Below are 11,477 nucleotides of genomic sequence, written 5' to 3' on the forward strand. Positions count from 1 at the left end.
TCGGGGCGAATTTATTCGCCCCTCTATAAAGTGACAGTGCAACTTTACATCACATCTTCAGCCGCGCGACGCAGGCGGGCCTTCATCTCGCTGTAGCTCTGCTGCGCATAGTTTTCCGCCCAGTGCTGATCGGCAATTGCTGCCAGTTTTACCGCGCAGTATTTGGTTTCCGGCGTTTTGGAGATCGGGTCCAAATTCTCCTGAGTCAGTTCGTTACAGGCACCAATCCACCACTGGTAGGTCATATACACCGCGCCCAGATTAATACGCTCGTTATAGTTGGCACGGCTGATCACTTTGCCGCGGCGCGAACTGACCCACACCAGTTGCTGATCGGCAATGCCCAGCGCTTCGGCGTCCTGTGGATTGACTTGCACGAACCCAGGCTCATCCGCCAGGGTTTGCAGCGCGGCGCAGTTGCCGGTCATCGAACGGCAGGAGTAGTGGCCGACCTCACGCACGGTACAGAGCACCAGCGGGTAATCTGCATCCGGCACTTCCGCCGGAGCACGCCAGGTGGTGGCGAACAGCTGGCCTTTACCGGTCGGGGTGGTGAATTGGTTGCCCTGATACAGGTAAGGGGTGCCCTGACTTTCCAGCGTGGTGCAAGGCCATTGCACATGGCCCAGTTCACCCATTTTTTCGTAGGTGGCACCATAGAACAGCGGGCAAAGCTCACGCATTTCATCCCAGATTTGCTGGTTATCGTCGTAATGCATCGGATAACCCATCTCGGTGGCCAGCAGGCTGATGATCTCCCAGTCGCGCTTAACGTTGTACTGCGGCTCAATGGCCTTCTCGAAACGCTGGAACCCGCGATCGGCACAGGAGAACACGCCACCATGCTCACCCCAGGAGGTGGCAGGCAGGATCACATCGGCCTGTTCGGCGGTTTTGGTCATAAAGATGTCTTGCACCACCACAAAGTCCAGTGCTTCGAACGCGCCGCGCACCAGGCTCAGGTCAGCCTCGGTCTGTAACGGATCTTCCCCCATGATGTAGTAGGCTTTTACTTTGCCCTCATGCACCAAATGTGGGATCTCGGTGATGCGGTAACCGACTTCCGGGTCCATCTTGGCGGCGTCGATGCCCCAGGCGGCGGCGAACTTGGCGCGTACCGCGGCGTCGGTGACCGCCTGATAGCCTGGGAACTCATTGGGCAGCACGCCCATGTCACAGGCACCCTGAACGTTGTTTTGTCCACGCACCGGGCCAACCCCCACGTTGGCCCGACCCAGGTTACCGGTCAGCAAGGCCAGGCTGGCGAGCCCTTTGACCACGTCGACCGCCTGGCCGAACTGGGTGACGCCCATGCCCCACATGATGGTGGCAGAAGGGGCGCTGGCGTAAGTACGCATCGCCTGGCGAATTTGCTGGGCGCTGACGCCGGTCAACGGTTCTACCGCTTCCGGGGCGTAATCCGCTAACTGCTGGCGGTAGGCCTCGAACCCTTCGGTGTATTTCGCCACGTAGTCGCAGTCATACAGATTTTCTTCAATCAGCGTATAGGCGAAGGCATTGACCAGCGCCATGTTACAGCCGTTTTTGATCTGCAAATGCTGGTCGGCAATGCGCGCGGTTTCGATACGGCGCGGGTCGCAGACGATAATTTGTGCGCCTTTCTCTTTGGCCTTCAGCACCCGGCGAGCCACAATAGGGTGCGAATCGGCACAGTTATAACCGATGACCAGCAGGCATTTGGAGTTTTCGATATCGCCAATCGAGTTGCTCATCGCGCCGTTGCCCAGCGTGGCCTGCAAACCCGCCACCGACGGGCCGTGGCAGACGCGGGCGCAGCAGTCGACGTTGTTGGTACCGACTACCGCACGGGCAAACTTCTGCATTACGTAGTTGGTTTCATTGCCGGTACCGCGTGAAGAGCCGGTGTGCATGATGGCGCTGGCGCCGTGCTTATCCTTGATCTGCTGTAGCCGCTGCGCGGTGTAGCTAATGGCCTCGTCCCAGCTGACGGCCTCAAATTTGCCGCCTTTTTCACGGCGGATCAGCGGCTGGCTCAGACGCGGGGTCAGCAGCTTGGTATCGTTAAGAAAGTCCCAGCCGTAATAGCCTTTCAGGCACAGTTCACCCTGATTGGTCACGCCATCAGCCGCCTCGGCGCGAATGATTTTGCCGTTGTCGACCACCAGTTTCATTTTGCAGCCTGCACCGCAGTAAGGGCAGACGGTTGTGATTTTTTTCATCGGTTCAGTTCCTAAAACAGTGACGACAGGGTGTCGAGCGCGGCGCGACGACGTTTCTCGGCGTTCATTTCCTGCAGCATGTTGCGATCCACACAGTGCAGTGCATTGGTTGGGCAGGTTTGCATGCAGGCCGGGCCGCTATCACGGCCGATGCACAGGTCGCATTTATGGGCTTCGGCTTTCTCGGTGGTGGCGCTCATCACGGCGCCGTTCTGGCGGATAACCGGGCGGGTGATCACTTCCATCGCGCCGTAAGGACAGGCCACCACGCAGGTTTTGCAGCCGATGCAGCGTTCCTGCATCACCAGTACCATGCCGTTGGTGCGGCTAATCGCGCCATTGGGGCAAACGTTAGAGCAAGGCGCGTCCTCACACTGGCGACACAGCACGGCGGTGCTGACGTTAACGCCTTTGATCACATGCAGGCGCGGGGCGAAGCTGGCGGCGTTGAGCGCTGAAATATCCTGGCTTTCGCTGTGTGCCATCACACAGGCGATTTCACAGGTACGGCAGCCGATGCATTTCTTGGGATCGGCGATGATAAACCGGTTCATCAATAACTCCTGAGTTACCCTTCATCCGGGTATGACTATGGATAGGTTGTGCCCTGGGTTAGGCATAAAGCGTGCCAACCCTTAAAATCAAGTAAAAGCAGAGGCTTAGGTTAACGGTGACGAAATGACCGACGGCATGTCGACACAAATGACGATGCCGCGTCAGACATTCGTCACCACCAGTGGCGGGTAACCGCCATTGATTGGCCAGTCATGCAGCCGCTGATGCAGGGTGGTCACCGCCTGCCTTACTGCCGCGCCGATCGGGTAGTAAAACGCCACCACCTCCGGCTGAATGCCGATAAAGGTAATATCCGGCACCGTTTCGCGCAGTTGGTCGATCAGGAAATTGAGCGGCAGGTTATGGGTAGTCATGATGAACATGTCGGCAATGTCTTTTTCATCGATCACCCGGGTTTCACCCGCGGCCAGCCCCATGTCGGTGGCATCGACAATCACCAGACGCGCAGGATGCAGTTCGCGAATATGACCGATGTCATTTTCCGGTGCGGCACCGCCGTCAATCACCGTCCAGCCGGCGGGGGGATTGCCGGCACAGAGCTCCGCCAACAGCGGGCCGGCGCCGTCATCGCCCATCATGCAGTTGCCCACACACAATAAAACGTCAGTCATCATGCCTCCGGACCATCAGATAAATGGCGGGTTCGTTTTCAATCGACTGCAGCAGGGCGATCAACTGTTGGCTCCAGTCTTGCTGCTGGGGGTTCATTTGCGGGGCGGCAGCGCTCAACGCGCTGGCCAGCAGGTGGGTGTGGCTACTGTCGATACAGATTTCACCAAAGCGATCGACCCCTTCCAGCTTGCGCCGGGCGGTGCTGTCTGCGGGCAGTTGGGCTACCCAGGCGCGGAACCCGGCCAATGGACAGCTGAGTTTGGCCTCCAGGCAGTCGATCACCCCCAGATGGTGGCCAATCGCCAGGCTGTAATAGATCACCTCCTGGGCTTTGGGCGGGGCCTTTTTCTCTTGCACGAATTTGCGGCTCAGGGAGTAGAACACCACCTGGGCATGGGAGTGGCTCATAGTCGCAACTCCCCCCGCAGTACCCGCTGATAGATCCCCTGCAAGTTGCCGACAATTTCGCTCAGACGCATATCGTCCTGCTGTTGCAGGTAAGCGCTAATGCGCTGTTCGACCGGCAATGGGCTGTCTGCGGCCAACAGTTGCATAAACTGGTCAGCTATCTGGCGGCCATAGCGATAACCGGCCATCCGCCGGGCTTCGCGATCCAGCAACACTCGCAGCGACTGGGGCAGTGCCGGGTGTAACAGTTGGGTGGCTTCGCCCTGGGTTTCGTCATGCTGGCGACCTTTGATTTTCTGATCCAACAGGCCGAGTGCCATGGCAAAGCCATAAATAGTGGCGGCCGGCGTCGGCGGGCAGCCGGGAATATAGACATCAACCGGTACAATGCGATCGGTGCCGCCCCAGACGCAGTAGAGATCGTGGAAGATGCCGCCACTGTTGCCACAGGCACCGTAAGAGATGCTGATTTTCGGATCGGGCGAGGCCTGCCAGGCGCGGATCGCCGGGATACGCATGGCGCGGGTGACTGCCCCGGTAAACAGCAAGATATCGGCGTGACGGGGTGAGGGAACCACTTTGATACCGAAGCGTTCGGCGTCGAACAGCGGGGAAATAGCGGCGAAAATTTCAATTTCGCAGCCGTTGCACCCGCCGCAGTCCACCCGGTAAACATAGGCCGAGCGGCGGATATCTTTCAGCAAGGTGGTTTTCAGCTTGGCAATACTGTCGTCGAGGGTAATCGGCACCGGCAGGCCATTTTCGTCGCGCGGGCCAATCAGTGGCGGATTCATAAGATGACCTCCCGGGTCAGATGGCGGCCAACGTCAATGCGGTCAGCCTGGGTCAGGTTTTGCTGCTGTTTGCAGGCCGGGCAGGTTTCAAACTGCGTGCGGCGCGCGGCGGTTTCTGTACTGCTCAGCCCAAGCAGCGCAATGGCATAGTCAATTTCCTTCTGCGATGCATAGGCTTTGCCACACTGGCGGCAATGGCAGATGGCAAAGTCGGCTTGCTCGTACAAATCTTCTTTGCGCCACACCGCCAGTTCGAACTGCTGTGAAAGCCGGATGGCGGCGGTAGGGCAAACCTCTTCGCAGCGGGCGCAGAAGATGCAGCGCCCGAGAAACAGCTGCCAGCGCACCGTGCCGCTGGTCAGGTCGGTCGTCATGCTCAGGGCATTGGACGGGCAAGCGTTGGCACAGGCGCCGCAGGCAATACACTGCTGCGGGTTGTATTCGGGTTTGCCACGAAAGTTCGGGTCGACAACCAACGGCTGGGCCGGATAGGCGACGGTGGCCGGCCCGGTTTTCAGCACTTTTTTAATCAGTTTCAGCATGATGGGCTCCGGTTAGAACGGTTTGTTTTTCCGTTCGATGCCATAACGCTCAATCTCTTTGTACGGCACTATGATGGACTGGCGCTTGCGCACGTCGACGATGGTCATGCGGTCGGTACAGGAGTAGCAGGGATCCAGGCTACCGATGATCAGCGGAGCGTCGGAAACCGTGTTGCCGCGCAGCATGTAACGCAGGGTTGGCCAATTGGCGTAGGTCGCAGCCCGGCAGCGCCAGCGGAACAGTTTCTGGTTGTCGCCGGTCATGCTCCAGTGGATATCGTCCCCGCGCGGGGCTTCGGCAAAGCCCAGGGCAAAGCGATGCGGGAGATAGGTGAAACCGTCCACCGCCAGCGGCCCGCTTGGCAGGCTTTGCAGGCCGAACTCGATGATGCCGAGCGAGTTGAACACTTCGTGAATGCGCACTTTAAGCCGCGAATAGACGTCGCAGCCGTCTTCCACACAAAGTTCCACCGGCAGTTTGGCGTAACCGGCAAAGGGGTGATCGAGACGGGTATCGCGGCGGTGGCCGCTGCCGCGGATCATCGGACCGACGTTGCTGTAGTCACGAGCCACCTGCGGATCGAGACGGCCAACCCCGACGCTGCGCTGTTCGGTATTGGGAGTACTGAGCAAGATATCGACCAGATCCACCAACTCACTGCGCATTTGCGCCGCCAGTCGCAGGGTTTGCAGCATGTCGTCTTTCATAATGTCGCGGCGGATGCCGCCAATCAGGTTCAGACCATAGGTTTTGCGCGCGCCGGTCAGGATCTCCGCCATCTTCATCGACTGTTCACGCACCCGGAAGAACTGCATAAAACCGGAGTCAAAACCGACGAAATGGCAGGCCAGCCCCAGATTCAGCAGGTGGCTGTGCAGGCGCTCTACTTCCAGCAGGATTGAGCGGATCATCTGGGCGCGTTCCGGAACCTGAATGCCCATCGCGTTCTCCACCGAACTGGTGTACGCCACGCTGTGGGTAAAACCGCAAATGCCACACACCCGGTCGGACAGGAAGGTCACTTCGTTATAGCCCATGCGGGTTTCGGCCAGCTTTTCCATGCCACGGTGCACATAGAACAGCCGGTAGTCGGCATCGATGATGTCTTCGCCGTCGACGAACAGGCGGAAATGCCCGGGTTCATCCGAGGTGATATGCAAGGGGCCGATCGGCACCACGTTGGCTTTGCTACCGGCCAGGCTCTGGAACGGATAGGTTTCCACATCGGTGGTTGGCGCGGGCCGTTGGCGATAATCCATGGCGTCTTTACGCAACGGGTGGAGGTCATCCGGCCAGTCGTCCGGCAGTACCAGTCGGCGTTCATCCGGCAAACCAATCGGGCGCAGGCCATACATATCGCGCACTTCACGTTCACCCCAGACCGCAGCAGGTACCCGTGGCGTAACGGAAGGGAACTCCAGCGTTTGGGCGTCAACTTCGGCGCGTACCGTGATCCAGCATTTGGTGCCTTGCTCCATCGACAGCACGTAATACAGCGCGTAATTGCCGCACAGCGTGCGTTCGTCGTTACCAAACAGCACCGACAGCCAGCCGCCCTGTTGGTAATACAGCCATTCCACCACTTCCGGCAGCGCGTTGAGTTTAACGGTCACCGTCAGTTGGTCGGCCGTTTGCCATTCTGCTGCCAGCATGGCAGCGGGGAATTGTTGCTGCAATGCCGCCAGATAGTGCTGGCCTTGATGTTCGTTAGTCATTATTGATTGCCTTAATCATTGTTCAGCCGACGACCAGCCAGGAAACCAGCGCCAGAAAAGCCAGCCCAAAACCGGCCCAGGTGGTGCGGCCCGTCTTGAGGAAGCGCAAACGTGCCACGCTGTTTTCGAGAACCGCGATCAGCACCACCGCACACAACAGCTTGAACAGCGCCAGCACCAGTCCAGTCAACAGCTGCGGGGCGGTGAGCTGTGCCGCTTGCCCCCAGGGCAGGAACACACCGAGGAACAGTTGCAACACCACCAGTTGTTTGAGGCTGATACCCCATTTGATGATGCCGAGTTCGGCTCCGGAGTATTCCGTCAGCGGGCCTTCCTGCAGTTCTTGCTCGGCTTCCGCCATGTCGAACGGCAGCTTGCCCATCTCGATATAGGTGGCGAACGCGCAGGCCAAACCGGCCAACAGCAGTGGCAGCCAGGCCTGATGCGGTAAACCCAGCAGGCTTTGCACCATGGCACTCAGTTGAGTCGAGCCGGCGACCAGAGCCGTTACCCAAAGCCCCAGCAGCAGGATCGGTTCAACCAAAATGCCCAGCACCGCCTCGCGACTGGCACCGATAGCGGTGAAAGGGCTTCCGGTATCCAGCCCGGCAATGGCGAACACAAAGCGCACCACGGCGAACAGATAGATCAGGGTGATCACATCGCCGATGGCGGGCAGCGGGGAGGCGGTGGTCAGCATCGGCAGCGCGCAGGCGATGGCCAGCAAGGTGCCGGTCAGTAAGTAAGGCATGGCGCGAAAGGCCAGACTGGAAGCACCCGGAGCCACGCTTTGGCGCTTAAGCAGTTTGGCGATATCTCGGTATTCCTGTAATACGCCGGGGCCGCGTCGGGTATGGATGCGGGCACGCAGCATCCGGCTGATGCCGGCAAACAGCGGGGCAACGGCCAGTAACAGCAGGGCCTGCGCCAAACCGAGTAACACATAGGGATAGGTCATCGTTATCTCCTCAGGCAAAAGCCACGACCAGCAGCACCGCCAACTCTACGGCGGCCAGGCCGCGGCAGAAGGCAACGAATGCGTTACGGTGTAACCCATCACTGACCCTTGCAGGCAGCCAGCGGCGCAGTTGATACAGCGGGGCAAACATCACTCGCAACGGCTGAGCAAAGCCGGTGGCGGTGATCACCATCGCGTCTTCATGGCCGTAACCGCAGGCCCAGGCGCTGCCTTGCACCCGATGCGGTTGGCGGTGTGTTTGATAGCGCGCTGCGATTAACAGCGGCAGCAACGGCATCGCCAGCAATAAAATGGCGATCAGTGGGGTAGAAACCATTGAGCCGCTGACAGAAAGGGTATGTTCTGGCGTGACGCCAATCAGGCGGGCAAACAGCGGGATTGCCCAGGGCGCTCCCAGGCCGCAAACCAGGCACAACAAGGCGGGCAGCGCATGGCTCAGCGTCAGCCAAACATTGGCCTGTACGGCATTCGCCGCGGCGCTGCAGCGTGGCGCACCCAGACAGGCAACGCCAAAAACCTTGCTGACGCACATCACCGCCAGCGCACCGGTCAGGGCGAGAGCCACGGCCAGCAGTGGGCCAAACAGGTGGCCAATAAAACCGGGTGCTGCGCTAAAGCGGAACAGCCCCTGGTAAATCAGCCATTCACTGGCAAAACCGTTGAGCGGTGGCAGTGCGGCCATCGCCACCAGGCCAATCAGCAGCGAAACGGCGGTCCAGGGCATCAGCCGTGCCAGACCGCCCATTTTTTCCATGTCCTTCAGCCCGGTCTGTTGCTCAATGGCGCCGGCTGCCAGTAGCAATGCGCTTTTAAACAGGCTGTGGTTCAACAGATGGAACAGGCCACCGATCAGGGCAAATGCCGTCAATAGCGGTTGTTGCAGCGCCATGCCGACCATCGCGCCGCCGATACCCAGCAAAATGATGCCGATATTCTCCAGCGTGTGATAAGCCAGCAAGCGGCGCAGGTCGTGTTCCATCAACGCATATAGCCCACCGAAAAAAGCCGTACCGGCAGCCAACAGCAGCACCAGTAATCCCCACCACAGCGGCGGCGTACCCAGCAGATCCAACCCTATCTTCAGGATGCCCAGCAGGCCGACCTTCATCAGCGCGCTGGAAAACAACATGGTCGCGGAAGCGGGCGCACTGCTGTGGGACTGTGGCACCCAGGCATGTAACGGCATCAGCCCGGCAAAAATGCCAAACCCGGCCAGCGCCAGCAGGAATACCGCGTTACGCAAGGCATCCGGTAATGGCGTAGCGCGGATCACGCTGAACTGCAGGCTGTGGCTATGGCAATAGATCAGCGCGAAGGCGGCAACCAACAGCAGGGTGCCCAAGCGCATCAGCAAAAATTGGCTATGCCCGGCGCGCAGGCTTTTAGCGCTCGGGGCATGGACTATCAGGAAATAGCCGCACAGCGCCGCCAACTCCAGCAGCAACAGCAAAGCCAGGGCGTTATCGGCCATGACTGCGGCGCTTAATGCCGCCAGCATCAGATTGCTTAGCCCTGCCAACCGGCCACGAGCGCGCGGGTTCAGCCGGGATAAGCTGCCTGCGTGATACAGCGCGGCAAAGACTCCGCAAAGAGCCATCACCAGCAGTAACAGGGCGTTGATGCCACTGATTTCCACCGCGTAATGCAGCCACGGCAAACGGGCGCTGTGCAGTGGCGCAAACAGCATTTGTACCGCGGCCAACAGCGAAGCGACAGCACAGAGCAAGGTGCCGCCGCTCAGCAGAGTGCTGACACGCGACCAGGGGGCCAGTAACCAGCCCAACAGGGCGCAGAGTAAATACCCGACCAGGGCTGATGTCAGCAGCAACAAAGGGGCGGGCAAAAGGGCATAGATCATCAATTTGGCTCCTTGTGGGATCCAGGGACGGCCGCAAACGGCAACTCGGCGCTGAGCGCCTGCATCGCATTGCGCCTTTTCTGTTCGCTGGCATTGCGCACGTCTTGGTCGGTCACCAGCCGGATTGCCTGGGTCGGACAGGTACGGATACAGGCGGGGCCTTCGGGGCTGAAGTCGCAGAGATCGCACTTCACCGCCACGGCACGGACGCCGGGTACACAATCCAGGAAGGGGCTGATTGGGCGCGGTACTTTGGGCGCAGGCAATGCCAGCGGTGTGTTGCAGTCCGCAGGGATCGCCAGTGGGCTGCTGCCGCCGAAACCAATGGCACCGAACGGGCAGGCAATGCCACACAGCTTGCAACTGATGCACAGGCTTTCATTCAGTACGATGGCGTCATCCTGATGGCGAATGGCATTGACCGGACACACCTGCGCGCAGGGGGCATCTTCACACTGGTGGCACATCGCCGGCGCAGAGTCGCGGGCGTTGCGGATCACCTGCAAGCGGGGTAATGCCTGTAATCCCTGTTGCCGGTGCTCCGCGGAACAGCTCGCCATACAGGTATTGCAACCAATACACAATTTAGGGTCCGCAATAATAAAGCTGTTCATGCACACTCCTTGCTTCGTCATTTATGACGAAATCGTCAGTAAAAAATGACGCTTCGACAGATTTCTGTCGGTGATTAACGCCGACGGTCAGACGGGTAAGGTTATTTTTTTCAGTGCGTCATGAATGGCGTGGCCATCATGCATGGAATCAAACAGGCATTGATAAATAACGGCGATCTTTTCCAGGTAATGTTCAAATACCGCCTGCATGTCGCGGTTATTTATTACTTCGTCGATATTGCCGTTTTCATCCAGCGTGGCATGGGCGAAAGGGACAAAATTTTCCGGCTCATGGGCTGTGGCCAAATTAATCCGGTAGCAAATATCCTGGCTGTAAAACCCTTCGCTCAACTGGATGCTAACCGTAAAGTGGTTGAACAGCACAAAGCGCAGATCGCTTTCCTGGCCGTAGGTAAATTGATGATTAATCTTCTTTTTGGTGGTGGTGACTGCTTTGACCAGCGTGCTGTGGTAGGTCTGCCACTGCGCCATCAGACGATTGCTTTTGTTGGCGATATAATCGGCCTGACTGGTTACTTCACTGATTGTACTCATTGTCCTCACTCAAAATTGATGGTCGTTGTCGAAATAGCTCCGGGTCAGCGAGTTAAAGCATAAAGCGTGCCAAATTCCGGTAAATTTCATTATTTCCTTTCAATTCAATAGTCAGCGTTAAATTGATCTGCCAATCCGCTTGGGAATGACTGATTTAATGACTGACGATGACAGCCGCTTCGACAAATATGTCATTGGCGGCTTGGCATCATATTTGCAATGTGAGGGGAATAACGCGTTTATCGCCATTATCGGAGGCCGGATGCACGAAATAACCTTGTGCCAACATGCGATGGAAATAATGCAGCAACAGGCCCGCCAATATCATGCGCAACGTATTACCGCGGTGTGGTTCGAGATTGGCGCATTTTCCTGCGTCGAGGCCGAATCGCTGAGGTTCTGTTTTGACATGGTGTGCCGCGACACGCTGGCCGAAGGCTGCGAACTGCATCTGGTGGAACAGAAGGCGCAGTGTTGGTGCCATGACTGCCAGAGCGATGTCGAGCTGCTGATACCCCAGGTGCTGGTTTGTCCGCGCTGTAGCGGACGAAACCTGCGGGTACAGGCCGATGACGGCTTGCAAATAAAACGCCTGGAAATTGAATAACAGAGGGGAATGAAT

The 11,477-nt window shown here is 58.4% G+C and carries 12 protein-coding genes; 1 reads left to right on the forward strand and 11 read right to left on the reverse strand.

Annotated features, from left to right (window positions below; all coding sequences use genetic code 11):
- Positions 1–44 precede the first annotated feature (44 nt).
- The 11 genes from fdhF to hycA all read right to left on the reverse strand — a co-directional run bounded on the left by fdhF (position 45) and on the right by hycA (position 10,855).
- On the reverse strand, positions 45–2,201 hold the full coding sequence (gene fdhF / locus E5C26_RS12315) for a formate dehydrogenase subunit alpha (protein WP_135316560.1): 2,157 nt from the start codon (positions 2,199–2,201) through the stop codon (positions 45–47).
- 11 nt (positions 2,202–2,212) lie between these two features.
- On the reverse strand, positions 2,213–2,755 hold the full coding sequence (hydN, locus tag E5C26_RS12320) for an electron transport protein HydN (protein WP_135316561.1): 543 nt from the start codon (positions 2,753–2,755) through the stop codon (positions 2,213–2,215).
- A gap of 162 nt (positions 2,756–2,917) precedes the next feature.
- Positions 2,918–3,388, reverse strand: coding sequence for a hydrogenase maturation peptidase HycI (hycI, locus tag E5C26_RS12325; protein WP_135316562.1), 471 nt, complete (start codon positions 3,386–3,388; stop codon positions 2,918–2,920).
- Positions 3,381–3,797 carry a formate hydrogenlyase maturation HycH family protein gene (locus E5C26_RS12330; protein WP_135316563.1) on the reverse strand — a complete coding sequence of 139 codons (417 nt, stop codon included), beginning with the start codon at positions 3,795–3,797 and terminating at the stop codon, positions 3,381–3,383. The genes hycI and E5C26_RS12330 overlap by 8 nt, the downstream gene beginning before the upstream one ends.
- Positions 3,794–4,591, reverse strand: coding sequence for an NADH-quinone oxidoreductase subunit B family protein (locus tag E5C26_RS12335; RefSeq protein WP_135316564.1), 798 nt, complete (start codon positions 4,589–4,591; stop codon positions 3,794–3,796). The genes E5C26_RS12330 and E5C26_RS12335 overlap by 4 nt, the downstream gene beginning before the upstream one ends.
- Positions 4,588–5,133 (reverse strand): formate hydrogenlyase complex iron-sulfur subunit, encoded by a 546-nt coding sequence (locus tag E5C26_RS12340; protein WP_135316565.1) that lies wholly within the window; start codon positions 5,131–5,133, stop codon positions 4,588–4,590. The genes E5C26_RS12335 and E5C26_RS12340 overlap by 4 nt, the downstream gene beginning before the upstream one ends.
- Before the next feature lie 12 nt (positions 5,134–5,145).
- On the reverse strand, positions 5,146–6,849 hold the full coding sequence (locus tag E5C26_RS12345; RefSeq protein ID WP_135316566.1) for a hydrogenase large subunit: 1,704 nt from the start codon (positions 6,847–6,849) through the stop codon (positions 5,146–5,148).
- 22 nt (positions 6,850–6,871) lie between these two features.
- Positions 6,872–7,807 (reverse strand): respiratory chain complex I subunit 1 family protein, encoded by a 936-nt coding sequence (locus E5C26_RS12350; RefSeq protein WP_135316567.1) that lies wholly within the window; start codon positions 7,805–7,807, stop codon positions 6,872–6,874.
- Positions 7,808–7,817: 10 nt separating this feature from the next.
- Entirely contained in the window at positions 7,818–9,686 is a 1,869-nt protein-coding gene (locus E5C26_RS12355) for a proton-conducting transporter transmembrane domain-containing protein (RefSeq protein ID WP_135316568.1), read from the reverse strand.
- On the reverse strand, positions 9,686–10,300 hold the full coding sequence (locus E5C26_RS12360) for a 4Fe-4S dicluster domain-containing protein (RefSeq protein WP_135316569.1): 615 nt from the start codon (positions 10,298–10,300) through the stop codon (positions 9,686–9,688). Before E5C26_RS12360 ends, E5C26_RS12355 begins: the two co-directional genes overlap by 1 nt.
- A gap of 87 nt (positions 10,301–10,387) precedes the next feature.
- Complete coding sequence (gene hycA, locus E5C26_RS12365; RefSeq protein WP_135316570.1) at positions 10,388–10,855, reverse strand: formate hydrogenlyase regulator HycA; 468 nt, start codon at positions 10,853–10,855, stop codon at positions 10,388–10,390.
- A gap of 262 nt (positions 10,856–11,117) precedes the next feature.
- On the opposite strand from hycA, the gene hypA reads away from it, so the two are divergent.
- A complete protein-coding gene (gene hypA / locus E5C26_RS12370; protein ID WP_135316571.1) occupies positions 11,118–11,462 on the forward strand; it encodes a hydrogenase maturation nickel metallochaperone HypA in 345 nt (114 codons plus the stop codon).
- Positions 11,463–11,477 lie beyond the last annotated feature (15 nt).

The organism is Serratia proteamaculans, assembly GCF_004684015.1.
Lineage (GTDB): Bacteria > Pseudomonadota > Gammaproteobacteria > Enterobacterales > Enterobacteriaceae > Serratia > Serratia proteamaculans_F.

What these genes read in the sequence shown, in the direction of transcription:
- E5C26_RS12360 (WP_135316569.1), bottom strand. Translation starts at nt 10,300, where the DNA reads ATGAACAGCTTTATTATTGCGGACCCTAAATTGTGTATTGGTTGCAAT.
- E5C26_RS12350 (WP_135316567.1), bottom strand. Translation starts at nt 7,807, where the DNA reads ATGACCTATCCCTATGTGTTACTCGGTTTGGCGCAGGCCCTGCTGTTA.
- E5C26_RS12330 (WP_135316563.1), bottom strand. Translation starts at nt 3,797, where the DNA reads ATGAGCCACTCCCATGCCCAGGTGGTGTTCTACTCCCTGAGCCGCAAA.
- E5C26_RS12335 (WP_135316564.1), bottom strand. Translation starts at nt 4,591, where the DNA reads ATGAATCCGCCACTGATTGGCCCGCGCGACGAAAATGGCCTGCCGGTG.
- hypA (WP_135316571.1), top strand. Translation starts at nt 11,118, where the DNA reads ATGCACGAAATAACCTTGTGCCAACATGCGATGGAAATAATGCAGCAA.
- E5C26_RS12340 (WP_135316565.1), bottom strand. Translation starts at nt 5,133, where the DNA reads ATGCTGAAACTGATTAAAAAAGTGCTGAAAACCGGGCCGGCCACCGTC.
- hycA (WP_135316570.1), bottom strand. Translation starts at nt 10,855, where the DNA reads ATGAGTACAATCAGTGAAGTAACCAGTCAGGCCGATTATATCGCCAAC.
- E5C26_RS12355 (WP_135316568.1), bottom strand. Translation starts at nt 9,686, where the DNA reads ATGATCTATGCCCTTTTGCCCGCCCCTTTGTTGCTGCTGACATCAGCC.
- hydN (WP_135316561.1), bottom strand. Translation starts at nt 2,755, where the DNA reads ATGAACCGGTTTATCATCGCCGATCCCAAGAAATGCATCGGCTGCCGT.
- fdhF (WP_135316560.1), bottom strand. Translation starts at nt 2,201, where the DNA reads ATGAAAAAAATCACAACCGTCTGCCCTTACTGCGGTGCAGGCTGCAAA.
- hycI (WP_135316562.1), bottom strand. Translation starts at nt 3,388, where the DNA reads ATGACTGACGTTTTATTGTGTGTGGGCAACTGCATGATGGGCGATGAC.
- E5C26_RS12345 (WP_135316566.1), bottom strand. Translation starts at nt 6,849, where the DNA reads ATGACTAACGAACATCAAGGCCAGCACTATCTGGCGGCATTGCAGCAA.